We start from the raw sequence: 23,578 nt of genomic DNA on the forward strand, positions 1-23,578 counted from the left end.
TTTTAATTCTTTGCTAACGTAAGGTCGTAAGAGATGACGACTTCATCACGTACGCTTAAAAAAAGCAAGGTTGGCGGCTCGATGCCAAACTCGCTCATCTTGATGCTAAAGCCGCCTTTGAGTTTAAGAAGATCACTTTGATCGGTAATGTCAGCTTTTGTGTTGATCTCTTTGATCTGTTTATTGAGGGTGAGTGTCCCTAAAAGATGGTAGCCATCAGCCTCTTTTTTAACCTCTTTGAGTTTAAACATTGTGCTTGGATGCTCTTTTACATGTAAAGCTTCATACATGTGCTCATCACGTTTTTCATTTTCACTTTTGAGGTTTATAAGATCCATTGAGATTTCACCTTTAAGTGACTCAAGGGCTGCATCGTCCATATTAAGTTTAGCCGTGATGTGACTGCATTTAGGCGCAATGTTGCTATCTCCTAAGATTTCTGTTTGAGCCCCAATAACGCCCTCTTTAAAATTAAGCTCACGAGCGAAAGAGGCACTGGTAAGAAGTGATGTGGCAAGAACTGCCAAAGCGATTTTACTGAACATTGTTGATCCTTTTTTGAGAAGTTTGATAAATAAAGTTGTAGATTTCGGCACATAAAAGCACACAAATCATCATAACACCAATATAGGTGTAACCAAACAGCGCACTCATAAGTCCGCCGCCACCTGCGATCCAGCCGGTAAAGACCATAATCATCCCCAGCACTCTGAGGTTTCCCAATGAGGAGAGTCTCTTCATGATGATAAAGTTATAGTACGAAATAACAAACGGATAAACCATGCTTAGAAGTATGGCTTCGCGTGCCGCATAGAGCATGTAACTGAGTGCAAACAAAAGAGCGATAATAAAATGATGATGCTCTTTGAATGTATCGCGAAGCAGATACGCCGCTGCCATGCCAACAAGATGAAAAACAAGAATGACATGCCATGTCTGCGCTCTCCAAATCGAAATATCGCTACTTCGTGAAAGCGTTTCAAAGAGATTGGCATCTAAAAATGCCCAGATTGCCATAGCTAAGATGGCATAGACACCAAGATGCTCTGACTCAATTTCAACAGTACGTTTTGGTAAACGGTCTATAAAAAAGCTACATGTAAGCGCAACAAACGAAAGAGCAATGGCGAGATTGCCCCGCAAATGTGGCTCGTAGGTAAAGAGTGCCGTAGCGATAGCATAAGTGATACCAAGAGCTATTGCAATTTCAGTGTATCGCCATTTGGTCAGCTTGATAAGAAGCGGCGCACTCATGCCAAGGCTAATGCCCAAAATACCTAAAACCACAAGGTTTAACGAGGGGTAAAAGAGCGAGCAGAGTGCTTGAAGTCCCACAAAAAAGATGATCTTTTTCTGGTCAGTATCAAGGATGCCAAAAGAGCGATAGACAAGTAAACTGCCCATTACCCCGCCTAATGGAAGCGTAAAAAATGCACGAATATCGGAGTGAAACACTTCGACAATGCCCGTTTGTGCGATGAGCAAATAGTAGCAAAACTCACTCGCGACAAAGAGCGTAAAGAGAGCATTAAACATAAAGCCTCCTTTGTAATTTTGATGCAAAAATGACATAGACAGACGCAAAAGAGAGGTCATACACAGCGATAAGCATCGCTTCAACACCTAACTGGTGCGAAAGATAAAGTGACAAAAACATGGCAGAAACGGCGATACGGTTGAATGCGCTTATTTTGGCAAGGATCTGAGCAAATGGCGGATGCATTAAACCAAAAAGGTGAAGGATGCCAGTGGTTGTCATAAAGGCAAAAACGATGTACTCATACTTTCCTTCAAAACCAAATCCCAAAAGAGGGTAGAGGGTTGAGGCAAAAGCAAACAAAAAGATGCCACCGAGTGCGTCAGAGAGAAAGCCTGTAAGATGGTAGAGTTTAAGCGTATTGATCTTGTCAACACTCAGCCCCAATTGCGGGTAGAAAAAGCCCATCGTCACAAGCAAGATAAAAAGCCCGCAGAGCATACGAATCGTCCATAAAAGGCTAATGTCTGCTTGCATAAAGCCCGCTTCCATCATACCCGCCATGGAAAGAGCAATAAGCATGAGCGTAAATCCAAGTGTGTAGAAGAGGCTAAAAGATTTATGGTTGAGCTTTTTAAGGTATGGGGAAACTACTGCCATTGCCATAAAAAAGATGTTGACACCCATAGCGATGTGCGCGTGTGCCACAACAAGGTCATTGCGGTGAAATAGCCAGCGAATGGAAGGGATAAACAAGATGTTTCCCTCGATGTCCACAAACAAAAAAGAGTAAACAGCGATGACTAAGAAAGGGTTGTTTTTAAACGTGATCTTCGCGTCACTGAGCCATTTAATCAAAAGGGGCACATAACAAAGGGTAAGGTACTGGAAAAACCACTCTTGATTGTAGCTAAGATCTCCTATAAAGATGCGATGTGCCACAGAGGCGATGTACCCGACTAGCGGAATAATCCACATGGCATGGTACTTCGCCACAAACGTCTCTTTGGCATGGAGTTTGATAAGCAGATAAAAAATAGGAATCAGCGTGTAACTCATACCCAGTGTATTGTCTCCATGCGGGCCTACGATGGTTTTCTCCACTTGTCCGATGACAGGGTTCATAAGCACCAAAAGCGCGATAGGCGAGGCGATAACAAGGTATAAAGAGACTTTGATCCATAACGGAATGACTTTGTACTCTTTGATGTAGTCATACAGCGCTAAGATGTAAAAAACACCTGAAAAGGCGAGAATGAAGTTGAGTTCATACGCAAAGTCATAAAAAACAAGCCCACGGTGAACGCCCATCAAAAGGCTAATGGTCATAAAGACCAAAAAGATGCACCAAAGGGTGAAGTAGATTTTTAGTTTTTCAAGCCCTTTTTCACTGTGGATGTTCTCTTTTTCCATTAAAACAAACGGCAAAAATGAGAGCATTAACGGCACAAAACCATACAGCATCAACGAAACATGCACACTTCTGGCATTGACCGCTGAGAGTGTGGAGGAGGGCAAGAAGTGCCCTAAAAGATTGAGCGAATACTCAAACCCAAATGCCAAGCCAAGCACTAAAAAGAGTGAGCCTATGAGAAAGGCCTTTTGTATAAAACTAGAGAATTTTTCCATCTTTTACCTCGATAATTTTGTCTGCATAATCTGATACTTTGCGGTCGTGTGTCGCGATGATAATGGTCGTGCCACTTTTGGAGAGCGTTTTGAAAAGCTCATAGATATTTTGCGAATTGTGTGAGTCTAGGTTTCCCGTTGGTTCATCGGCGAAGATGATTTTTGGTTGGTTGACAAGTGCTCTAACAATGGCAGCGCGTTGGCGTTGTCCGCCTGAAATCTCATCTGGGTATTTGTCTTTAATCGCTTCGATGTCGCATTGCTTAAAAAGTGTATCAATGTAAGGGCTCTTGTTGTTAATTGCTGCAAGCTTGATATTTTCCAAAATCGTTAAATAACCGATGAGGTAGTGAAACTGGAAGATAAACCCCACCTCTTTTTGACGAAACGCATCAATGTCTTTGATGAGCGTGTATGCTTTTCCCTCAAAGAACAGTTCGCCATGACTTGGGCGAAGCAGGGATGAAAGAATGGAAAGTAGAGTAGACTTTCCACCGCCACTTTCGCCCACAATAGCGATGAAATCGCCACGTCTAGCTTCAAAGTTGACGTTATCAAGTGCGAGGTCATTTTTGTAGTAATGCGTAATGCCATGAGCTTCAAGTATCATAGCGCACCCCTTTGAATGAGGATGATCGGGTCGATCTTTGAAGCACTATAGGCTGGAAGCAATGCGCCTAAAAGTGCCATAAAAAGGGAAAAGCAAAAGACAGCGATGATGGTTTCTAAACTTAGCTCACCATTGACATAGCCTTGAAATTTTTCAATGTGCGCGATCATAAAAAGTAACGCTTTGGAGAAGAGAAGCGCTGAGATAAAACCAACGCACGTGATGACAAACGTCTCACCAACGACCATACTCATAATAAAATTGGACGACTTACCGATGGCTCTTAAAATGCCAAATTCGCTTCTTCGCTCATTGATCGTAATGCTAATAAGACTTGCAATGCCAAGCAGTCCCATCAAAAAAGCCACCGCGCTGATGACGTTGGAGGAGGTTTCGATGATTTTGAATTGATTGTAATTGTCCACAAACTCATGCGTGGTTTTGGCTTCGATGTCTGAACTTTGCGCGTTGATGTTTTCAATAAGTGTGTTGGCTTCATATCCTCGCTCCATGCTGACGAGCAAGATGGACGCCTCTTTATTAAAGATAGCACTTGCATCCTCGCGATTGAGCACAGCGCCACCGTCTTCAAAGCCCACGCCATTTTCAAAGATGCCTGAAACAGTGAATGTTTTGTTTGAGATAGAGACAAATTTGGGTGAATGAAGTCTTGCATTGATGTTTTTGCCCAGAATGACTTCGCCTTTTTTAGGGTAAATGCCCTCAGTAAGTGCATAGGTTTTAAAACGATTTTCGCTTACACCGTAAATGGCAGCAATAGGTAAGTCGTTGATAGGGCTAGCACCCAGAATGAGCGCATACACCTCTTTAACGCCAGCGATAGTTTTGATTTTGTCTGCAAGTGAAATGTTGACATCGCTGAAAAAAGTATCGGCGATTTTGGCTTGTGTGACGATGATGTCGCCTTCGGTTTTAAGCATCGTGGAGTACATACCGATGATACCCCTTGAAATCGAGGTTATCATAAAGATAGCCGTGATTGCAACGGTGATGCTTATATAAATAAGAAATGTTTTAAAGCGGTTACGATTCAGCGCTTTGAAAAAAAGTCCAATCAAGAAAATTCCTTGCGAGTAATAATTTAATGACAATTTTAGAAAATAAAGATGAACTGAGTATGAATTTTCTTTACATGTAAAACATTTGAAAGCTATACCGAAGTACAATGCACACAATGTTGCAAGAGGGAGCGTTATGAAAATCATTGTTTTAGACACCGAAACCACAGGCATGATGGAAAAAGACCGTATCTGTCAGCTTAGTTATTTAGTTTTAAATGAAGAGTTTGAGATTGAGGAGATTCATAACGATCTGTGTAAGCCGCCACTTCCTATTTCATTCGAGGCGATGGCGATTCACCACATTACCCCTGAAATGCTTGAAGGTGAGCCAACGTGTGTGCAAACCAAAGCTTTTAAAAGACTTTTAGAGCTGAACTCTGCGACCAACATCATCGTCATTCAAAATGCCGCGTTTGATCTTGGTATGCTTGCCAAAGAGGGCTTTACTTCGCAGATGAATCTCATCGACACCTTTCGCATTTTACGCGCGTATTACCCACAAGATGGCTCATCCTTTAGCTTGCAGTATAAACGCTATCAATGGGGACTCTACCGTGAAGAAGAGGCTCTAGCCAAAAAACTTGGCATCACCATCAAAGCACACGATGCTCTTGGCGATGTCATTGTTCTAAAACACCTCTTTGAAAGGCTCTGCGAAGAACACTCCATGCCAAAGATGATCCTTTTGTGCTCCGAGCCTATCGTGCTAAGTCACATTCCTTACGGTAAAAACAAAGGCAAAAAGTTCGTCGATGTCGCTAAGAGCGATCGCCAAGACCTCCACTATATGCTAAACGCCAATGGACTCGACGCCGATGTCAAAGCCTCCATTCTTCACGCACTTGAGAGCACTAAAGAGAACGTCACTTTGACCATCGGCTTTGGCAAATACGCAGGCAAAACGCCAGAGGAAGTTTTAGAGATAGATAGAAATTACCTTTTATGGATGGTCAATAAGATGGATAATTTGAATGCAGAGCTGAAAGAGGCGATAGAGAAGGTTTTGGTTTCGTATCCGTAAGTTTACATGTAAAGGAAAAATATATGACAACAATTCGAGAGTATTTTGATACAGATGCAAAAGCCTTAAATGCTGTAAGTGAATGGGCAATTGGTAGTAATAATGGTTCAAATCTGATTAACGTTGTTGGAAAAATATCATACCGAATTGAAGAGTATATAAAATATTGGTCATTTTATTTTCCAAAGAATTCTACGACTGACTATATAAAATATATGCTCAGTTTGAAAGAAGTTACAAAATGTCACTTGGAAAAAGAGCCTTCACAAACAATAGGATATACGGATAGTCCTGAAAGATACAAACTTGAAGACTTTCATTTTACGAAACGAATTTATATTTATATTGATGAAGTTATAACAAAAGAGCAGATAATAGAAATAGTAGATCATGGGAAAATATTTGGATTTAGTGTGATAATTAGAGATAAAAGCTATGCAAAAGAAAAATCAGAATTAATGAAGCCATTGGCTTTTATATCTCATGATTCAAGAGACAAGGATACTTTGGTTAGAGAGTTGGCACAAGAAATGTACAGTTTGGCATGTCCTATATGGTATGATGAATATACCTTGAAAGGTGGAGATAATTTAAGAGAAAGCATCGAAAAAGGACTTAAAGAAGCAAAAAAATGTATTGTAATTCTTTCTAAAAATTTTATTGAAAATAACGGTTGGACAAAAACTGAATTTGAAACGATTTTAGTGAGAGAAATATATAAAAACGAAAATATTTTAATTCCTATTTGGCATGGGGTTAGTAAAGATGATATTTATGAATATTCACCCCAATTATTAAATAGATTAGGACTTAATACAAATAAAGGGATTAAGGTACTTGCAAAAGAGCTAGTAGATTTGATTAATTTATAAAACAAACGGAATAATTCTTTTCGTTTTTTGCCTATAGTTTTTATATTCGTTAGATTGCTCCATCCACAGCATCTCTTCTTTTTGAGCTTTCAAAAACAGCGTTACAACTAAAAGGGCGTAGATAAAAAGACTCAGCAATGTAGGTTTAGACACCACAACTCCAAGCATTATTACTAGTACGGAAAAATACATAGGATGTCTGATGTATCGGTAAGCTCCTGTGGTGATGAGCGAGGCGTTTGCTTTGATCTCGGGGGTGATGTTGAAGTTTCCAAGTTTGTTGTATTGTAGCGCGTAGATTCCAAAGCATGCACCTATGAAGAAAAGGAGCAAAGGAAAAATGCTCGGTATGTGCAAGCCATGTTTTATAAGTAAGATTGCGATGAAGATGAATTGTAACGATACTAAGATGTAAGAGTAGCTTTTGCTCTTCATTTTAACTCTTTGTGTAAACATTGCAAAGCCCCAATTTTAAGTATTGAAGCTTTACATGTAAGGATTATTTTGTCTCTTCTACCTTAGCAGGAGTGGCTGGTTTTTTAGCAGGTTTTGCGATAATCTCAACATAACACTCGCTCCATTTTTCACTATGAGCTTTGTCGATTTCGGCTGTAAAGTCAGCGTGGTGAATGACGTGCGCTGTTTCGCTATTTTTTCCGAATTTACAGTCAAAGTCCCAGTAGTGGAAGCCTTCGGGTGTTTTTTTGGCGCGTTCACGTTTGAGGTATTTGCGGATTTCGTGTTTGATGGACTCTACAAGTCGGTCACTGTTTTTGTTTTCTTCTTGAATAAGAAATATTTTTTTCAAGGATTGCCTTTTAGGGTGTTAATTTTTGAGTTTGCTATTGTACTTTATTTCACCTTTGAGTGCTTGTTTATTTGAATTCTGCTTTATAAACTTCATCTAAGATTTTCATAAATGCGGTTGGCTCCATGTATCCTGTATAGCCATCAATAAAGGCAAGCCCTTTTGGTGACATAATCGCATTTGCAGGGACATATCTTGTGCGCAAATCAGCGGGCAAAGTAGGGTCCATTTGATTTAGCGTGACAAAAACATATTTTTTGTCTATTTGCTTTCGGTAGGTAGGGTTGTTAAAAACCTCTTTTGCCATCTGTTTACAGTAAGGACAATCCTCACTGACGATGTTGACAAGAATGAGCTTTTTTTCTTTAAAGGCTTTGGCACTTTCTGCCTCTAAAAAGCTAGCTTGTAAGGCGGTGAGACTAAGAATTGTAACAAAGAGAGCTTTGAGTAATGTGTTCATCGTTTTTACCTTTGCAAGGATGTCATTGTATAAAACTACCTTAACAAAACTCTAACACAAGCTTTATAAAAGCATATTGAAGCATGAAAGAAGTTTGCGCTTTGTGGCATTAGGCGAATATCTTGATATGCAAAATATTCGCCTCGTTTACGAGATTAAAAAGAGTATCTCATCGATAACATGGCATTTCTTGGTGCGCCGTAAACATACCAGTTTGCTGGTCCATTGCCAACGCCTTCATAGTAAGTTTTATCAAACAGGTTGTTGATGTTGAGTTGAAGTTCAGTGTGCTTGTCAAGTTGGTATTTTGCCATTAGGTTGACCAGTGAATATGCCCCTTCTTGGATGTAGGTTGTTCCACTGCCAATGTAAAATTTACTGTAATAATTGAGCCCGCCACCAACACTTAGTTCATTGTTCACTTTGTACTTAGTAAACGCTGACATGGTTGTTCGAGATGCATTGGTGCTAAACTTGTCACCTTTTGCGTCTTCTGCTGAAAAATTTGCCAAACCAAAGGCTAAACTCCATCTATCGGTCAAATCGCCCGATGCGCCGACTTCAAAGCCTTTGCTCGTAACTCCTTTTGCGGCTTCATAAGCCCACTCTCCACTTAATAGTTTGATGCCATTAGTCGCTACATTGTCTTGGACGATTTTGAAAAGAGAAAACGAAGTAGTTAACCTTCCTTCAAAGTATTCACCCTTAATGCCTGTTTCATAGCTTTTGCCTACGATAGGATCAAGATAGCTTCCAGAAATATCTTTGGCATTTTGTGGTTTGAAGATGTCGGTATAACTTACATACACAGAGTGGTAGCTATCAAGATTGTACACAAGTCCTGCATAAGGTGTTAATTCACTGCTAAAGGTTCTCTTTGCAACGGATGGGTCGTCTTTTTTGTATTTCCAGTCAGAGACTCTAATCCCAGAGATAAGTTTGAGGTTTTCACTTAGCGAAAAGCGTCCTGCAAGGTAGCTTCCCAATTGCTCTATCTTTTCATCGGGGCTTTCTGTAAATGCTACGGATTCAAGTGCATTTGGAATGGTGAAGTGGTAGAAATTGAAGGTTGGAGCTGGTAAGACTTGTCTATCTCTGAGCTCTTTTGTTCTTTCATTGTATGAAAAACCTGTTATCACTTCATGCGAAAGCCCAAAAGTGGTAAATGGAAAGCTGAGGTATGCGTCAAGATTGGTCTCATCAAAAGTCGCTTCGGTGGAATAGTTGTTATAGTTAAGTCCAGCTCCTGTTATTTGATTGATTTTCCCTCTGATTTGAACGGTGTTGGTATCTCTATTGGTACGAATAAATGAAGACGAGAGATTGAGTGAAATGTCATCATAAAGGTACTGTTTGAGGCTTCCAAAAACTTCTTTGGTTTCTAAGTTGGAGTACGTCCAATCAGGTGTCAGTGATGTGGAGCGTGAAAAGTTTGTATAGGTATTGTCTGTATAAAATGCAGGTAAACCAAAACTCCAAACACCTTTGTTTTGCAAGTCTTGATAGGTCGCTCCAAGAGAGAGTATTGTCAAATCACCCAGCTCCGCATCGACAATACCGTAAAATATCTTATCTTTTTTGTGAAAGTTGTCATAAAAAGCGTCCGAGTCTTCATTTTTGATGATAAAACGGCTTCTAACATGCTTATCTTCTGTTATGGGTGCAGAAATATCTAGGGATTGGGAGTAGTCGTTCCATGAGCCTGCATTGAGCGAGATGGTGCCTTGTACTTCTTTACTGTTGGCATGTTTACGAATGAAGTTCATCGCCAAGGATGGGTCTCCTTCACCTGTGGTAAGCCCATTGGCACCTTTGACAATCTCAACTCTATCGTAAATGATAGGGTCAAAATTTTTATCATTGACGGTTGAATACGTCGGTACGCCATCAATTTTAAAGTAGTTCAAGCTAAAGCCCCTGACAAATGAGACATAGTTGTCACCGCCTCGGTTGTTAATGGTAAGCCCAGGGATAGCAGCTAAAACATCGTGAAAGGAGTTGATTTGTCTATCTTCCATCTCTTGTGATGTGATGACACTGACATTTTGTGGGGTCTCTTTGATAGATAAATCTAACTTCGTTGAGGTGTTCATAGAACCAATAGTATAAGAATCTACTTCTTCAGTTGTTGAATAATATTGTTTAGCAGCTGTAACTTCAATTGAATCTAATAAGATTATTTCGTTCGCTAAAAGAGGTGTATTGAGTGCAATGGTAGCAAAAAAAGATAATGTAATAACCTTTTTTTTATTTTGGTACATAGACGTTCCTTAAATACATGAGTCAATATAAATTTAATTTATATTTTAAAAACCTAGATTTTTACTAATAAAAATTAAAATAGTGTTAAATAGTATTATTTAAAAAGAGTGCTAAAATAGAAAGTGCTGTTAAAGAGATGGTTTTGTACAATAAAAGAAATGAAACAAATGCCTAAAATAAGGAATGAAATGAAAACACGTGTTTATTACGATGACACCGATGCGGGAGGTGTGGTTTACCATGCCAATTACCTCAAATTTTGTGAGCGCGCTCGTAGCGACATTTTTTATGAGCATGGCAAAAGCCCAGCGATAGATGGTGGTCATTTTGTGGTCAAGCATCTTGAGGCAGACTTTATACGTTCAGCAAAGTTAGGGGATCTTTTAGAGGTCAAAAATGAACTCATTGAGCTTAAAAATGCTTCGCTGATTTTAAAACAAGAAGTTTGGAGAGATGAAGAAAAACTCTTTGCGATGACTTCCACTCTTGCGTATGTTAAAGAGGGAAAGCCATGCAAAATTGATGAAGAGACAAAAGCCTTTTTTAGAGGACTTTTTACCTAGTTTTCGCGAATAAACTCATTGCGACCAGGTTGGTAAAGCGAGGTGTTATAGACCACTTGGTTGCCTGAGATTCCTTCTTTAAAGGTTCTTGAAATTTTACCATCAAAGAACTGCTGACAGAGATAATCCGCCCCAATCGTTGTAGAGTAATTTACCCAGTCATAAACAATGTCATGTCCAAACATGGTGTTGATCTCTTCCAATGCTGGTGGCGCTTTTTGAATAGAGTTTGCGATATACATGTGATCTCTGTCTTCATACTGAGTGAGTGTTAAAAGCAGAGGATTGTAGTTGATCTGTGTTGAAAGTAGGGCATAAGGGTGAATGTCATTGGCGCGAAGTTGAGATGCAATCAAGCTTGATGTAACCAGCGGTGTGTTGAGATAAAGCGATGCGTTATTTAAAGAAGTATTGCCTTTAAAGAGTTGCTTGAAGTTAACTTTGGCATTTTCAACACGTTTTTCATAAAAGACACGGTTACTGTTTTTCTTAATCATTCCATTGAGTTGGTAACTTAGGCTGCTGCCATCTTCAAAAGTACCTACACGCTCATTGGCTTTTTCAGCTAACAATGCGATTTGCTGGTCATAGTCAATGCCACCAAAGATGATGTTACTTCCTGCACTACGAACGTTTGATTTTGTAAGTGTTGGGATAAACACAAGCTTGTCTGAGACACGACCTGCAATAATATTGGCACCTTCAGGCGTTACAGGAGCAATGATATAGTTGTACCCACCGGCTTGAATGTCCGAGAGTGCTTTTGCAATGGATTCTTCTCTCTCATCGCCTGAGTTAAAGACATTGAGATCAAAATAGTAGTTTTTATAAAGTAGATATGAAATGACTGAGTTAACAGAGGTGATCGCATACTTTTTGATGGTTTTTTGAGGCACAAGAACGGCAATTTTAATCATCGTACTGTCATCATTGAGTGGGCGCGCCATTGGTGGTGCAATAACAGGTTCAAGTGGTTGATCTATTGTTTTTTCAACGGTAGTGCTTGGTGTCGGTGTTGCCATAGCAAGTGTGGTTGAGCTAATTGTATTGTCAATGGTCACTGGTGCAGAAGATGGAAGTGTCTCTGAGCTTGCTGGTGTGCTTGGCGTTGGAACGGATTTTACTTTTTCAGATCCTGGGTAAGTTGCTGTACTTTTTTGATTAACAGTTGCACCTTTTTTAGCACTGGCTGAAAGGTTATAAGTGCTTGGTTTATAGGGTTCTGGTTTAGGACTTGTTGTTGTACAACCTGCAAAAATAAATAAACTGAGGGTCAATGTCAACCAAAATCTCATAACATACTCCTTACTTTTAACATATCTGCAAAAACCTCTTTTTTCGCACTGGGGTTTCGCAGTAAAAAACTTGGGTGAAACGTTGGGATCAATTTGGCTTCACCAAAATTGAGCACTGTTCCACGTATTTTATCGATAGGTGTATCATACTCACCTGTGAGATGATGAAAACTGACGGGTCCAAGAGCAACGATGATTTGCGGTCGAATCGTTTGGATCTGCTGCATCACATAGGGTTTACAACACGCAACTTCTTCGGGTGTTGGAACACGATTGTCCGGTGTTTTACATTTTAAGATCGTGGTAACGTAGACCTCTTCTTTAGGGATGAGGAGGACTTTTTCGATCATATTTGCAAGCAATTCACCGCTTTTGCCCGAAAAGAGCATACCGGTTTCATCTTCACTGACACCAGGATTGTCGCCGATGAACATGACCTTAGCTTTGAGATTACCTGCACCAAAAATGACGTTCTTACGACTCTTTGATAGCGCGCAGAGATGACACTGTGCAACACTGCTTTTAAGCTCTTCTAAATTGTGCGACAAGACAGGTTGTTTGCTTTGAGAAAGTGGTCTATACTCTTGAAAGTATTCAAATCCCATCGCCCTGTATTGGTACAAAAGTTTTAAAAGTCTTATTTTTTCAATGTGAGTCATTCTTATATGGTAGCCAAGCAGGAGTTAAAATATCCTTATTCGACGTCGCAGTACTCTAAAGAAGGCAGGTTTGGCTTTTGAAGATTGTTATTATTGGCTATAAAAAGATTTTTGAGATTTTTGAGATTTTTAATCGAGTTTGGAAGATTACTTAAGAGGTTTTCTTCCACATCGAGTTCATAGAGATGTGATAAGTTTCCGATGCATTCAGGGAGGTTTTTAAGGCGGTTAGCACTCAAATCCAAAGAGGTAAGTTTGGAGAGTTTGCACAGTGTATTTGGCACACTCTCTAAGAGGTTGTTTTCTAAAGAGAGGATTTGCAAATCTTCTAGTTTTGAAAGGTCAAAGTCGATGGAGGTGAGATGGTTGGAGGCAAGGTTGAGTTTGACCAGCATGTCGTGTGCCTCTAATGAAGGAAGATTTTGTAAAAGATTCCCCTCTAAGATGAGTGTTTCAAGCTCTTTTATTTCACCCAGCGATTGGGGCAATGTTGTTAATTTATTGAACGAAAGATCTAAATAATAGAGCGATTGCATTGAGCTAAACACATCAGGGAGAGTACTAAAGTAATTGGTGTCCAAGCTTACATGTAAAAGTTTTTTGAGGTTTTTAAAAGCACCATCTAGATGGCTTAGGCGATTGACTGCAAGGGTTAAACGTGTTAAATTCGTCAGATCGTAAAAACTTTTTGGAAGTGAGCTTAACTGGTTGCCATTGAGGTTTAAAATAACCAAAGATAAAAGTTCGCCAAAGGTTTCTGGCAGGCTTTGCAACAGATTGTTTTCGCACTGTAAATTGCGAAGATTTTTAAGCGAGCAAATGCTTTTTGGAAGCTCGCTTAGGCGGTTACCCGAGATTTTAAGCACACTAAGGTTTTGCAACACTCCAATGCTTTCAGGCAGGCTTTTGAGCTTTTTACGACTCAGATCAAGAGTGGTGAGGCTTTCAAGTTTTGAGAGTTCCCGAGGCAGAGTATGCTCTAAGCCTTGGGATTTAACCCAGTGTGCAAAATCGCGAATATTCTCACTCATCACTCTCTCCTTGCTCAAATCTATTGTTTTTTTGATCGATCAAAAAGGCAATCTCTTCATAGTCAATTTCACCAAACTCTACCATGTTAAACAGTGCCATCAAAGGGCGTCTGCAACAGGTTTGGTTGCATTCGGTTACCAGTTTTTTGGCTTTTTTATAGGGCAGGGTGGTGGATTTGAAAATATCAATGGCATCTTGAATGGTTTTTTGTCCGCATTCACAGATAATTTTAGAAGCATACTCTTGCATGGATTTATCCCGCTTTTGAAGCGATATAGAGCGCTTTTAGCTCCTTTTTGTTCAGAACTTTTTTACGCTTTGTGACCATCTCACGCACTTGTGGAAGCATCTTGTTGATGACCTCGTTTTCAGGCTCATAGCCCATAGCACGCAAATGGAAGAGAAGCGTTGAACTGCCCGAATGTTTCCCAATAGGATAACTTCGCTTCATCCCCACGCTTTGAGGTGTAAAGGCTTCATACGCTTTTTCGTGCTTGATCATACCATTGACATGGATGCCTGATTCGTGTGAAAAGATGTTCTTCCCAACAATTGGCATCGTGGCAGAGATACTCTGATTGGAAGCTTTCTCAACCAGTTGCACCACGTGTTTAAGGGCATCTGCATTGATGACGCGATTTTCTCCAAAAAGGTGCGCAAGGCTCATTAAAACCTGTTCAAAACTGGCGTTTCCTGCACGTTCACCCAGACCAATGACCGTTGTGTTAACACTCATAGCGCCCGCTTCAAGACCGCTAATAGCATTCGCCGTTGCCATACCAAAGTCATTATGCGTGTGCATTTCGATCTCTAAAAGATTGAGGCTTGAAAGGTAGGAGATATGCTCATAGATTTGATGTGGGCGCATAATGCCCACGGTGTCGCAGTAACGGAAGCGATTGGCTCCCACACTGGCTCCTAGCTCCATCACCTCTTTGAGAAAACCCAAATCTGCTCTGGAGCTATCCTCACCACCGATGCAGGTAAAAATACCCTCATTTTTGCTTACATGTAAAACTTCTTCGAGGCTTTTTAAGAGACGTGCTTTGTCGCCTCCAAACTTCGCTTCGATGAGAATGTCAGAGACAGGGATGGAGAGATCAACGGCTTTTAAACCACATGCAAGCGAGGCTTCAAGGTCACTCATCGTGGCACGATTCCAACTCATAATGCGAAGAGGCAGATCAAGGGCTAATATCTCTTTGATGTCGGCTTGCTCTTTCGCTCCCATCGCTGGAATACCCACTTCTAGCTCATCCGCACCTGCCAAATAAAGAGCAGAAGCAATGGCGATCTTCTCATCAGTATTAAACGCGACATACGGTGCTTGTTCGCCATCCCTAAGTGTGGTATCGTTGATAATCATCGTGTATTCCTTTGCTTCTTATGAAGCAGCAAAAAAGTGTTTACGCACTCCCTTTAAGACAGAAAGCTCAATTGGCTCATCCGCAAAACTCTCATCACACGTCAGGTGAATGCTCTCTAACTCTTTTTGTGGGCACTCACCAATTTTTTGGGTTAAAAGAAGATGACAATCAGAGAGTGCGTTTTTGATCTCTTCTATTGGATAGCTTCCATCGCATCCCTCTTTACCCATGCAGTACGATTTTTCGACTTTACGGTGCATGATAAATTTGATCGCCTTATCGCCCGCTTCGTAGATAAGAAACTCTTTGGCGCTTCCAAAGTGATCGTTAATGAGACCATTTCCGCGTGTTGTAACAGCGACAAGCATGGTATTGCCATTGGAACTCAGTTCTTCTTTATTGGCAACTTCTTGGCTGATTTTTCCATTCGCCGCTCTTAAAGCTCTTCGCCATGTTTCAATGTTTTCATGCGTTTTCATACGTTGGTTAAGGTTGTAATGGTGCGAAAGTTCTTCAAAGCTTTTGTCAGCAAAACTCTCTTTAAAAAATTCATCGCTTCGATCTTCTCCTAAAAGTCCTACCGCATCAGCGCGACATTGGCGACAATGGCGCATCAATTTGACATTGACATCACACGCTTCTTGTGCCTTCATAAGCTGTTTGTGACTGGCACTAGGAACGCCATCTAAGCCAAATTTAGTACCGAATTCTGGTTTTGAGATGATGGGCATTACATTTTGAATGAAAACACCCAATTCTTTAACTTTTTTAGCAACGAGATGAAGATGTTCGTCATTGATTCCTGGGATTAAGACAGAATTGACTTTAACTAAAATACCTCTTTGAACCAACATCTTAATACCAAGAAGCTGCTTTTCAAGTAAAAGTTTAGCGCCCTCAACGCCACGGTGTTTTTTGTGCTCGTAAAATACCCACGGATAGATTTTGGAGCCGATTTCACCGCTTTCATCAACACTGTTGAGGGTTACTGTAACATGTTCAATGTTGTACTTTGCAATCTCATCAATATGTTTATGGATCATCAAGCCATTCGTTGAAAGGCAGAGTTTGATGTCAGGAGCGTACTTTTTAAGAAGTGAGAAGGTCTCAAAGGTTTGCTTAGGGTTTGCCAGTCCATCGCCAGGTCCCGCGATGCCAACAACGCTGAGTTGTTGGATGAGTCCGCCTACATGTAAAACCTTTTTAACAGCTTCTTTAGGAGTTAATTTATAGCTCGTAACGCCTGGGCGACTCTCGTTGGAGCAGTCGTACTTGCGGTTACAATAGTTGCATTGAATGTTACAAGCAGGAGCAACCGCTACGTGGATACGCGCATAATGTTGGTGGGCATCTTGGCTATAACAAGGATGGTTGTTAATTTTTTGCAAGATGCTAGCATGAAGTTCATTTTGGGTGTTTGTGGATGATGTACAAGAACAACTCATGTGCGATCCTTTAGAATTTCTTTACTCTAAAGTTTGCACAAAGTGTTCCTTAGAAAAGGAACGGTTAGTCTTTTAACTCCTGATAAATCGTACGAATTCTTTCAATATTTTCATTAAAAAGAGTTATTAAAGCAGGGTCAAAATGAGTACCGCTATTTTCGTTGAGTAGGGCATGTGCTTTTTCAAAACTCCACGGTTCTTTGTAAGGGCGAACCGATATAAGCGCGTCAAAAACATCGGCAATGGCAACAATACGACCAAAAATAGAGATTTCCTCGCCTTTTTTTGCATGAGGGTAACCACTACCATCCCACTTTTCGTGATGCTCAAGTGCAATGAGTGCGGCCGCTTTAAGGTACTCGTTCTCTTCATCAAAGAGAAGATCATGTCCGAGTTGTGAGTGTGTTTTCATAATCTCAAACTCTTCAAAGCTCAGTTTATCGGGTTTGAGCATAATTTTATCGGCAATGCCAATTTTGCCTGCATCGTGCATAGGAGCGGCTAATTCAATTTTATAGATATCATCTTTATTTAAGCCATACTTTTCGGCTAAAAGGGCACTGTAAAGTCCGACACGTTTAGTGTGTTTAGAGGTTTCTTGGTCTTTAAATTCAGCAGCAGATGCTAGTTTATTGATAATTTTCGTTTGTGTGTCTCGCAGTTTGTCATACAAAATCGCATTTTCTATGGCGGATGCCGCGTAGTTGGAGATAAGCAGCAAAAGTTCAGCATCTGAGTTGGTAAAAATGCCATCTTTTTTATTCAGCGCTTGGAAAACACCAATGGTATTTTCTTGGTTGTCAAGAAGCGGAACAGCAAGAATAGTATGTGTAAGATAGCCTGTTTTTTTATCTACATCTTGATTAAAGCGATAGTCATTGTAAGCGTCAACAACAATTTGAATCTCTTTTGAGAGAGCAGCATTGCCAGCAACGCCTTTTTTTGTGCTAATGCGGATAGGTTCAGTTCCGTGTGCCACTTTAGACCAGAGTTCTTCTTTATGTGCATCGTGAACGAAGATAGAACAACGATCCGCTTGTAGAATGTCCCTTGCAAAATTTGCAATGGATTCTAAAACATCATTCAAACTTTTAGTTTTGTTAATGACTTTGCCAAAGTCTAATAAAATAGCAAGTTGTTTTTCCGCTGAGTTCATAGGTGTCTCTTAATGGAATTAATGTAGAGTATTATAACAAAAGTTTCAAAATATTATTTGCAAAATTATTAGCTTTATGTATAATACAAAAATAAGATAAGGTTTGGAGTAGTTATTACAATGCAAAAGAAAATTAAAGTCCTCTTGATCGAAGATGACTATGAGGCGGCAGGACAGGTCGCGCAGTATTTGGAAAGTGTAGGTTTTGAATTAGATATTTCAGAGACAGCCGTTGATGGTCTTTTAAAGCTTTCTGCTCAACATTATGATATTTTGTTGTTAGATCTTAGCCTCCCTGATTTTAGTGGATTCGAAGTGATTAAACAAATCAACAATCAAAATATTATTCCTATTATTGTATTGAGCTCGCATTCTAATCTCGAAGCTAAAGTGCAGGCATTTCGTTTTGGCGTTGATGACTACTTGTGTAAGCCGTTTATGCTCGAAGAACTCGAAGTTCGCATGTGGGCGATTTTGAAACGCTGTTCCATGATTAAACTTGAATTTAATAAAAATAATCTTGCCATAGATTATAATAACCAAACGATTTTACTCAATCAAAAGCCCGTTTCACTGACAGCCATTGAGTATAAAATCCTTTCTTTCCTCATAGAGAACAAAAATAGAGTTGTTTATCGTAATGTTTTAGCAATTCATCTCTCGTCTTTGAGTTCACCGCAATCTTTAAACTACCATATTCAAAACATTCGCAAAAAGCTTGGAGATGATCCAAAAAAGCCACGTTATATCATGACTGAGTATGGAACAGGATACCGTTTAGTGTTATAAAAGCGTTACATTCCTTATAATCCTCATAAGAAACTGATAATAAGCCATATTTTTGGAGTATAATCAAACTATTGATCCGAAAATATGAGGCAAATGATGGATACATCAGCAATGCAGAGTTTAAAATCTCGCTGTAAAAACATGCGAATTTTATACATTGAAGACGACGAAGTTACACGAAAGTATACCCATTCTATTTTAAGTGAGTTTTTTGATTTTGTTGATATTGCCAGCGATGGGCAAAGTGGTTACGATATGTTTGTCGATGCCGAGATCGCGATTCCTCATTTAGGTCTTACCCAAGAGCTTAACACACAACGTTACAACCTTGTTATTACAGACATTAAAATGCCAAAAATGGATGGCATTGCTCTGATTGCTAAGATTCGTAAAATTTGTAAAGAGACGGCTATTATTGTCACGTCAGCACATAATGATGCGGAGTATTTGATCGAGACGATTCGCTTGGGTGTGGACGGTTACATTTTAAAGCCCATAGAACTTGACCAACTCTTAGATTCCCTTGCTTCAACGATTGAGACGATTTTAATTAAAGAAGAACATAGGGCTTACACGAGCTCACTCAAGCAGACCATTGCGTTACAACAGTCTGCACTTGAGGAACAACTTCATACCGATGCACTAACCAAATTGCCTAATAAAAATACGTTGGATCGTATATTAGAGCAGATCCAGCCTGTTGAAGTTCCCTCCCTTTTTCTCATTAACATTGATAATTTTAAAAATTACAATAAACTTTATGGCATTGATGCGGGGAATGAAATATTAGTAGAATTTGCACACCATCTTAAGGCCATTGCTACCTCTCTTTGTTATGATGTTTTTCGTATCTCTTCAAATGAATTCGTCATGCTTCGCCTTGATACACAACTAGACCCTGAAAAAATCTACGAAGATGTGACGCAAACCCTTGAAGTCCTTGATGGCATTGAGATTAAAGTGAAAGAACTGAATGAAAAAATATTAGTCAATATTTCAATGGGCGTAACATTTGATCAAGAGAACCTTTTTAGCAAAGCTTTTACCGCACTTGATTTTGCAAAAAGAACAGGTAAAAACTTTGTTGTCTATACCAGTAATTTAGATGAAACAGAGTCTTTAGCAAATGATTTTTATTGGCAAGATGTTATTGCCGATACGCTTGATAAAGACAATGTCGTGCCTTTTTTTCAACCTATTTGCAATCAAGAAGGACAAATTATAAAGTACGAAGCACTCATTCGTATTCGTACCAAAGATAAGTTAGAGCAAGAACAGTATGTTTCGCCTTACTACTTTTTAGATATTGCGCGCCGCACACGACAATACGATAGTCTAAGTCATCGTATGATCGAAAAAGTGTTGGAGATGATGATAGCACACCCTACCGTGACATTTTCCATTAACTTTAGCTTTAGAGACATGCTCAACAAAGAAATTCGAGATCTTGTACGTTCAAAAATTATTCAGATGCAGGAAGAAAACCGAGCCATCAATCTTGTTTTTGAAGTAGTTGAGAGTGAAAAAGTGATCGACTACAATACCATTATAAATTTTCTAAAATACATTAAGTATGACAATGCACCGATTGCTATTGATGACTTTGGGACGGGTTATTCCAATTTTACGCATTTAATGGAATTAAATCCAGGGTATCTCAAAATTGACGGTAGTTTGGTAAAAAATCTTGATACGGATATGAAATCGTTGAAACTTGTTAAGGGCATTGTCTCCTTTGCAAAAGCTTTACATGTAAAGACAATTGCTGAGTATGTGCATAAAAAAGAGATATTTGATATTTTAGTAGATATAGGTGTCGATGAGTTTCAAGGCTATTTTATTGGTGAACCTTGTCTGGAGCTACAATGTCGTCTTTAACACCAACAATTATTCTTTTTTGCATAGGAGTGATCCTTCTTTTGGGTGCAATGTGGATCTCTCTGCTTTTAAAACAGCGTCAAAAATTTAAACAGCTCATTGACTTTGCCATTGAAGGAATGGTTGTTTCCCAAAAAGGGCATGTTATCGAAATCAACGACCAAGCATTAAAAATCTTTGGAGGCAATGACAAGCAAGAGATTCTTGGCAAGCCAATGTTGGATTTTGTTGCACCTGCTTCAAAAGCATTGGTTCAAGCACAATCTACGTTGAATACGGATATGTATGAGTGTGTATTGTTGCGTAAAGATGGAACGCCTTTTCCCGCGCTTGTGAGAGGTTCTATCGTGGAAGGGTTTGGAAAGACGATGCGTGTTTCAGCTGTTATTGATCTGAGCGAACTCAAAGAAGCACAGTATGCACTTCAAACACTTAATGGTAATTTAGAGATTCAAGTGCAAGCACAAATCGAAAAAAATCGTCAACAAGAGATGATGCTTTTCCAACAATCCCGTCATGCACAAATGGGAGAGATGATCAGTATGATCGCGCATCAATGGAGACAGCCACTCAACGTACTCTCTCTTTTGGCACAAAACATTGTCTTTAAATACAAACTTCAAAAGCTTGATGAACGTGTTATGGATGAGTTTAAAGAGGACTCTATGCGCCAGATTTTGCAAATGTCTAAAACCATTGATGATTTTAGAGACTTTTTTAAACCTGACAAATCAATCAAAATCTTTGACATCAATCAACAGTTAGCGCATGCTGTGGAAATGGTAAGGCCAATCGTTGCAGCCCACGGTATTGAGCTTAGTTTTCAAGGCGAGAATGGATTGAAGGTTGAAAGTTTCCCGAATGAGTTTGGTCAGTCCATCATCAACATTCTTAACAATGCTAAAGATGTTCTTTTAGAGAGTTGTGGTGAGTTTACAAAACAGATTACAGTTGAGGCAAAACGAGGGGAAAACAATACCGTTGTTATCACGATAGAAGATAATGGCGGGGGGATTGATGAAATGGTTATGCCTTATATTTTTGAGCCTTATTTCTCAACCAAAGGTGCAAAACATGGTACTGGGTTAGGGCTTTATATGACTAAAATTATCATTGAAGAACACATGCATGGTCGCATAAGTGTCGTAAATGGCGCTGAGGGCGCTAAATTTGAGATTGTTCTGCAAGGGTTAGCATAATGGATTTGAGTCGGCTAAAAGGGATACGTCCCTTAGTTATAGAAGATGATAAAGATGTATTAGAGTCGCTTTTTTCGATTTTCGATACGGTTTTTGATGAGTTTTATATTGCACGTAATGGCGAAGAGGGGTTATACCGATTCTACAAAGATATACCGGATATTATTATTACCGATTTACAAATGCCTTTTATGAGTGGCTTTCGCATGATGGAACGTATTCGTATTGAAAATAAAGAGATTCCTATCATCATCACTTCAGCCCATAACCAAACAAGTCATATTGAACAAGCGAAAGAGTTGAAGGTCAATGACTATATCACCAAACCTTATGATATAGACGAATTATTTAAGAAAATTTATGAAAGTTGTTTTCCCAGTCACCTAGGCAAGATCGATCTCGACCAATTTACCATTTAAAATCTCAGCAAACTCTACACCAAACTGATAACATTCTTCAAGTTCGGATTGACTTGGAATCAGTTTTATTTTAAGGGGTGCAAGCGGAGGAACGCGAAGCTTGAGGGATTTGAGGCGTGCTAAGATATGATCAACCGCTTCACCACTCCATCCATAAGATCCAAACGCACCAGCACATTTTCCTTGCTTATCTAAAAACATCAAACACGAAAGCAGATCCCACACAGGTTTTGGAGCATCGGCATTGATGGTGGGTGTGCCTATCAAAAACCCATCACTCTCTTCTAAAATCTTAATCATATTGGGCTCTTCGATAGACGCTAAATCATATAGATTGGTTATAACGCCCTTAACACTTTCACTCCCCTCCATAATCATCTGCGCCATCTCTTGCGTGTTTTTATAGCTGGTAAGGTAAAAGATAGAGAGAATTTTTTTGTCCGTTTTATGATGTTCGACTTTATGACTCCATTGCCTATACGCTTCAATATACTGCTGTGGCTTTTCGCGCAAAATAGGTCCATGAAGAGGCGCTATAAGCTCGATTTCAAAACGCTCATAGAGTTTTAGCGCACTTCTGACATAGCTTTGAAAAGGGCGCATAATGTGGTCGTAATAGTACTGAAATGCGTACGAAAAATCGCCCACTTTGTCATTAAAAAGGCGTTTATCGTAGTAGTGTGCGCCAAAGACATCGCCGCTAAACAGCAGTTTATCTTCATGCACATAACTGCTCATTGTCTCTGGCCAATGCAGATAAGGTGTGGTGAGAAACGTGATGGTTTTGCCACCCATTGTGAGCTGCTTGTTCGTCCAAATCGTCTCAAAATTGATCTCATCGGTATTGGTGAGAGCTTTAAGCATCGTCGTGGCTTGGGGTGAGATGAGCACTTGAGCATGCGGAGCTCTGCGGATCAGCTCAGGCAATGCGCCAGAATGGTCAGGCTCAATGTGATGGATAATGACGTATTTGATCTCATCATACGAGCATAAAGCATTTACATGGTGGAAAAATTCGTCTTGAAACTCTTTTTTAACGGTATCGACAATAATAACGCCCTCAGCAGTTTTGATGAGATACGCGTTATAACTCGAACCATTAGCGGTTCGCATAACAATGTCAAAGGTTCGAATATCGGGGTCAAAAACACCTATAAAATAGATGTCCTTAGCGATGGCTAGGGGAAGATGCGTCATGGAGAAACCTTTGCATCCAAAGAGGCGGATTGCTATTTTTTAATGTAATAAGCATGTTTAAAAAGGTATCAATGCGCTCGTTCTCTTTCTCCGTTTTAAGCACAAAAATGCCAGAACCCTTGACCATGAGTGAAGCACGTGGTCCGATGTGCGAAGCGCACAAGATGTTGGCATCTTCTAAGCATTCGATCTTGTAGGCAAGTTTATCACTCTCTTCAGCTAGCTCATTGGGTGATTCGAGTGCTTTTAAAAAGATAAATGAGTCGCCTTGTATCTCATAGAGATAGTAGCATTTACACCAGCCAAAGTGGTCATTGACATGAATGTTATCGGTGGATGCAAATGCTATTTTCATCTG

Annotated in this window: 25 protein-coding genes; 7 read left to right on the plus strand and 18 right to left on the minus strand. The window is 39.7% G+C overall.

Annotated features, from left to right (window positions below):
• Nucleotides 1-2: 2 nt before the first annotated feature.
• The 5 genes from N0B29_RS04985 to N0B29_RS05005 are packed head-to-tail and all read right to left on the minus strand — an operon-like array spanning nucleotide 3 to nucleotide 4,795.
• Nucleotides 3-545 carry a YceI family protein gene (locus N0B29_RS04985; protein ID WP_263832606.1) on the minus strand — a complete coding sequence of 181 codons (543 nt, stop codon included), beginning with the start codon at nucleotides 543-545 and terminating at the stop codon, nucleotides 3-5.
• Nucleotides 535-1,536: a hypothetical protein gene (locus N0B29_RS04990; protein WP_263832607.1), complete on the minus strand. Its 1,002-nt coding sequence runs from the start codon at nucleotides 1,534-1,536 to the stop codon at nucleotides 535-537. Before N0B29_RS04990 ends, N0B29_RS04985 begins: the two co-directional genes overlap by 11 nt.
• The gene (locus N0B29_RS04995) at nucleotides 1,529-3,106 is read right to left on the minus strand and encodes a heme-copper oxidase family protein (RefSeq protein ID WP_263832608.1); all 1,578 of its coding nucleotides are present in this window, start codon (nucleotides 3,104-3,106) and stop codon (nucleotides 1,529-1,531) included. Before N0B29_RS04995 ends, N0B29_RS04990 begins: the two co-directional genes overlap by 8 nt.
• Complete coding sequence (locus N0B29_RS05000; protein ID WP_263832609.1) at nucleotides 3,090-3,716, minus strand: ABC transporter ATP-binding protein; 627 nt, start codon at nucleotides 3,714-3,716, stop codon at nucleotides 3,090-3,092. Before N0B29_RS05000 ends, N0B29_RS04995 begins: the two co-directional genes overlap by 17 nt.
• The gene (locus N0B29_RS05005; protein ID WP_263832610.1) at nucleotides 3,713-4,795 is read right to left on the minus strand and encodes an ABC transporter permease; all 1,083 of its coding nucleotides are present in this window, start codon (nucleotides 4,793-4,795) and stop codon (nucleotides 3,713-3,715) included. Before N0B29_RS05005 ends, N0B29_RS05000 begins: the two co-directional genes overlap by 4 nt.
• A 136-nt stretch (nucleotides 4,796-4,931) precedes the next feature.
• On the opposite strand from N0B29_RS05005, the gene N0B29_RS05010 reads away from it, so the two are divergent.
• Nucleotides 4,932-5,819, plus strand: coding sequence for a 3'-5' exonuclease (locus N0B29_RS05010; RefSeq protein ID WP_263832611.1), 888 nt, complete (start codon nucleotides 4,932-4,934; stop codon nucleotides 5,817-5,819).
• Nucleotides 5,820-5,842: 23 nt separating this feature from the next.
• Nucleotides 5,843-6,691 carry a toll/interleukin-1 receptor domain-containing protein gene (locus N0B29_RS05015; RefSeq protein ID WP_263832612.1) on the plus strand — a complete coding sequence of 283 codons (849 nt, stop codon included), beginning with the start codon at nucleotides 5,843-5,845 and terminating at the stop codon, nucleotides 6,689-6,691.
• Here N0B29_RS05015 and N0B29_RS05020 read toward each other — a convergent pair.
• From N0B29_RS05020 to N0B29_RS05035, 4 genes are all read right to left on the minus strand, one after another.
• Entirely contained in the window at nucleotides 6,686-7,126 is a 441-nt protein-coding gene (locus N0B29_RS05020) for a methyltransferase family protein (RefSeq protein WP_263832613.1), read from the minus strand. The genes N0B29_RS05015 and N0B29_RS05020 overlap by 6 nt on opposite strands.
• Before the next feature lie 64 nt (nucleotides 7,127-7,190).
• Nucleotides 7,191-7,499 (minus strand): DUF6172 family protein, encoded by a 309-nt coding sequence (locus N0B29_RS05025; protein WP_263832614.1) that lies wholly within the window; start codon nucleotides 7,497-7,499, stop codon nucleotides 7,191-7,193.
• 67 nt (nucleotides 7,500-7,566) lie between these two features.
• On the minus strand, nucleotides 7,567-7,959 hold the full coding sequence (locus N0B29_RS05030; protein ID WP_263832615.1) for a thioredoxin fold domain-containing protein: 393 nt from the start codon (nucleotides 7,957-7,959) through the stop codon (nucleotides 7,567-7,569).
• 155 nt (nucleotides 7,960-8,114) lie between these two features.
• The gene (locus N0B29_RS05035; protein WP_263832616.1) at nucleotides 8,115-10,220 is read right to left on the minus strand and encodes a TonB-dependent siderophore receptor; all 2,106 of its coding nucleotides are present in this window, start codon (nucleotides 10,218-10,220) and stop codon (nucleotides 8,115-8,117) included.
• Between the two features lie 189 nt (nucleotides 10,221-10,409).
• Here N0B29_RS05035 and N0B29_RS05040 point away from each other — a divergent pair, with 189 nt between their 5' ends.
• Entirely contained in the window at nucleotides 10,410-10,784 is a 375-nt protein-coding gene (locus tag N0B29_RS05040; RefSeq protein WP_263832617.1) for a YbgC/FadM family acyl-CoA thioesterase, read from the plus strand.
• On the opposite strand, the gene N0B29_RS05045 is transcribed toward N0B29_RS05040, so the two are convergent.
• From N0B29_RS05045 to N0B29_RS05075, 7 genes are all read right to left on the minus strand, one after another.
• Complete coding sequence (locus N0B29_RS05045) at nucleotides 10,781-12,079, minus strand: hypothetical protein (RefSeq protein ID WP_263832618.1); 1,299 nt, start codon at nucleotides 12,077-12,079, stop codon at nucleotides 10,781-10,783. The two genes, N0B29_RS05040 and N0B29_RS05045, sit on opposite strands and share 4 nt — an antisense overlap.
• A complete protein-coding gene (locus tag N0B29_RS05050; RefSeq protein WP_263832619.1) occupies nucleotides 12,076-12,738 on the minus strand; it encodes a uracil-DNA glycosylase in 663 nt (220 codons plus the stop codon). The genes N0B29_RS05045 and N0B29_RS05050 overlap by 4 nt, the downstream gene beginning before the upstream one ends.
• A gap of 35 nt (nucleotides 12,739-12,773) precedes the next feature.
• Nucleotides 12,774-13,769 carry a leucine-rich repeat domain-containing protein gene (locus tag N0B29_RS05055; RefSeq protein WP_263832620.1) on the minus strand — a complete coding sequence of 332 codons (996 nt, stop codon included), beginning with the start codon at nucleotides 13,767-13,769 and terminating at the stop codon, nucleotides 12,774-12,776.
• Nucleotides 13,762-14,019 carry a hypothetical protein gene (locus tag N0B29_RS05060; protein WP_263832621.1) on the minus strand — a complete coding sequence of 86 codons (258 nt, stop codon included), beginning with the start codon at nucleotides 14,017-14,019 and terminating at the stop codon, nucleotides 13,762-13,764. Before N0B29_RS05060 ends, N0B29_RS05055 begins: the two co-directional genes overlap by 8 nt.
• Nucleotides 14,020-14,023: 4 nt before the next feature.
• Nucleotides 14,024-15,136: a homocitrate synthase gene (gene nifV, locus N0B29_RS05065; protein WP_263832622.1), complete on the minus strand. Its 1,113-nt coding sequence runs from the start codon at nucleotides 15,134-15,136 to the stop codon at nucleotides 14,024-14,026.
• Nucleotides 15,137-15,154: 18 nt separating this feature from the next.
• Nucleotides 15,155-16,582, minus strand: a complete 1,428-nt coding sequence (nifB, locus tag N0B29_RS05070) for a nitrogenase cofactor biosynthesis protein NifB (RefSeq protein ID WP_263832623.1) — start codon at nucleotides 16,580-16,582, stop codon at nucleotides 15,155-15,157.
• A 64-nt stretch (nucleotides 16,583-16,646) separates the two neighbouring features.
• Nucleotides 16,647-17,738, minus strand: a complete 1,092-nt coding sequence (locus tag N0B29_RS05075; protein ID WP_263832624.1) for an HD domain-containing phosphohydrolase — start codon at nucleotides 17,736-17,738, stop codon at nucleotides 16,647-16,649.
• A gap of 120 nt (nucleotides 17,739-17,858) precedes the next feature.
• On the opposite strand from N0B29_RS05075, the gene N0B29_RS05080 reads away from it, so the two are divergent.
• The 4 genes from N0B29_RS05080 to N0B29_RS05095 all read left to right on the plus strand — a co-directional run bounded on the left by N0B29_RS05080 (nucleotide 17,859) and on the right by N0B29_RS05095 (nucleotide 22,023).
• On the plus strand, nucleotides 17,859-18,527 hold the full coding sequence (locus N0B29_RS05080) for a response regulator transcription factor (protein WP_263832625.1): 669 nt from the start codon (nucleotides 17,859-17,861) through the stop codon (nucleotides 18,525-18,527).
• Nucleotides 18,528-18,623: 96 nt separating this feature from the next.
• Nucleotides 18,624-20,405, plus strand: a complete 1,782-nt coding sequence (locus N0B29_RS05085; RefSeq protein ID WP_263832626.1) for a two-component system response regulator — start codon at nucleotides 18,624-18,626, stop codon at nucleotides 20,403-20,405.
• Complete coding sequence (locus N0B29_RS05090; protein WP_263832627.1) at nucleotides 20,393-21,604, plus strand: sensor histidine kinase; 1,212 nt, start codon at nucleotides 20,393-20,395, stop codon at nucleotides 21,602-21,604. The genes N0B29_RS05085 and N0B29_RS05090 overlap by 13 nt, the downstream gene beginning before the upstream one ends.
• Nucleotides 21,604-22,023, plus strand: a complete 420-nt coding sequence (locus N0B29_RS05095) for a response regulator (protein ID WP_263832628.1) — start codon at nucleotides 21,604-21,606, stop codon at nucleotides 22,021-22,023. Before N0B29_RS05090 ends, N0B29_RS05095 begins: the two co-directional genes overlap by 1 nt.
• Here N0B29_RS05095 and N0B29_RS05100 read toward each other — a convergent pair.
• Both N0B29_RS05100 and N0B29_RS05105 read right to left on the minus strand, forming a co-directional pair.
• Entirely contained in the window at nucleotides 21,988-23,220 is a 1,233-nt protein-coding gene (locus N0B29_RS05100; protein ID WP_263832629.1) for an FprA family A-type flavoprotein, read from the minus strand. The two genes, N0B29_RS05095 and N0B29_RS05100, sit on opposite strands and share 36 nt — an antisense overlap.
• Nucleotides 23,192-23,575: a NifB/NifX family molybdenum-iron cluster-binding protein gene (locus N0B29_RS05105; protein WP_263832630.1), complete on the minus strand. Its 384-nt coding sequence runs from the start codon at nucleotides 23,573-23,575 to the stop codon at nucleotides 23,192-23,194. The genes N0B29_RS05100 and N0B29_RS05105 overlap by 29 nt, the downstream gene beginning before the upstream one ends.
• Nucleotides 23,576-23,578: the final 3 nt, after the last annotated feature.

It is taken from the genome of Sulfurospirillum oryzae, assembly GCF_025770725.1.
In the GTDB taxonomy this organism is placed as follows: Bacteria; Campylobacterota; Campylobacteria; order Campylobacterales; family Sulfurospirillaceae; genus Sulfurospirillum; species Sulfurospirillum oryzae.

Excerpts from the sequence above, each read along its gene's own strand:
- N0B29_RS04985 (WP_263832606.1), bottom strand. The coding sequence starts at position 545 with ATGTTCAGTAAAATCGCTTTGGCAGTTCTTGCCACATCACTTCTTACC.
- N0B29_RS04990 (WP_263832607.1), bottom strand. The coding sequence starts at position 1,536 with ATGTTTAATGCTCTCTTTACGCTCTTTGTCGCGAGTGAGTTTTGCTAC.
- N0B29_RS04995 (WP_263832608.1), bottom strand. The coding sequence starts at position 3,106 with ATGGAAAAATTCTCTAGTTTTATACAAAAGGCCTTTCTCATAGGCTCA.
- N0B29_RS05000 (WP_263832609.1), bottom strand. The coding sequence starts at position 3,716 with ATGATACTTGAAGCTCATGGCATTACGCATTACTACAAAAATGACCTC.
- N0B29_RS05010 (WP_263832611.1), top strand. The coding sequence starts at position 4,932 with ATGAAAATCATTGTTTTAGACACCGAAACCACAGGCATGATGGAAAAA.
- N0B29_RS05015 (WP_263832612.1), top strand. The coding sequence starts at position 5,843 with ATGACAACAATTCGAGAGTATTTTGATACAGATGCAAAAGCCTTAAAT.
- N0B29_RS05020 (WP_263832613.1), bottom strand. The coding sequence starts at position 7,126 with ATGAAGAGCAAAAGCTACTCTTACATCTTAGTATCGTTACAATTCATC.
- N0B29_RS05030 (WP_263832615.1), bottom strand. The coding sequence starts at position 7,959 with ATGAACACATTACTCAAAGCTCTCTTTGTTACAATTCTTAGTCTCACC.
- N0B29_RS05035 (WP_263832616.1), bottom strand. The coding sequence starts at position 10,220 with ATGTACCAAAATAAAAAAAAGGTTATTACATTATCTTTTTTTGCTACC.
- N0B29_RS05040 (WP_263832617.1), top strand. The coding sequence starts at position 10,410 with ATGAAAACACGTGTTTATTACGATGACACCGATGCGGGAGGTGTGGTT.
- N0B29_RS05045 (WP_263832618.1), bottom strand. The coding sequence starts at position 12,079 with ATGAGATTTTGGTTGACATTGACCCTCAGTTTATTTATTTTTGCAGGT.
- N0B29_RS05050 (WP_263832619.1), bottom strand. The coding sequence starts at position 12,738 with ATGACTCACATTGAAAAAATAAGACTTTTAAAACTTTTGTACCAATAC.
- N0B29_RS05055 (WP_263832620.1), bottom strand. The coding sequence starts at position 13,769 with ATGAGTGAGAATATTCGCGATTTTGCACACTGGGTTAAATCCCAAGGC.
- N0B29_RS05060 (WP_263832621.1), bottom strand. The coding sequence starts at position 14,019 with ATGCAAGAGTATGCTTCTAAAATTATCTGTGAATGCGGACAAAAAACC.
- nifV (WP_263832622.1), bottom strand. The coding sequence starts at position 15,136 with ATGATTATCAACGATACCACACTTAGGGATGGCGAACAAGCACCGTAT.
- nifB (WP_263832623.1), bottom strand. The coding sequence starts at position 16,582 with ATGAGTTGTTCTTGTACATCATCCACAAACACCCAAAATGAACTTCAT.
- N0B29_RS05075 (WP_263832624.1), bottom strand. The coding sequence starts at position 17,738 with ATGAACTCAGCGGAAAAACAACTTGCTATTTTATTAGACTTTGGCAAA.
- N0B29_RS05080 (WP_263832625.1), top strand. The coding sequence starts at position 17,859 with ATGCAAAAGAAAATTAAAGTCCTCTTGATCGAAGATGACTATGAGGCG.
- N0B29_RS05085 (WP_263832626.1), top strand. The coding sequence starts at position 18,624 with ATGGATACATCAGCAATGCAGAGTTTAAAATCTCGCTGTAAAAACATG.
- N0B29_RS05090 (WP_263832627.1), top strand. The coding sequence starts at position 20,393 with ATGTCGTCTTTAACACCAACAATTATTCTTTTTTGCATAGGAGTGATC.
- N0B29_RS05095 (WP_263832628.1), top strand. The coding sequence starts at position 21,604 with ATGGATTTGAGTCGGCTAAAAGGGATACGTCCCTTAGTTATAGAAGAT.
- N0B29_RS05100 (WP_263832629.1), bottom strand. The coding sequence starts at position 23,220 with ATGACGCATCTTCCCCTAGCCATCGCTAAGGACATCTATTTTATAGGT.
- N0B29_RS05105 (WP_263832630.1), bottom strand. The coding sequence starts at position 23,575 with ATGAAAATAGCATTTGCATCCACCGATAACATTCATGTCAATGACCAC.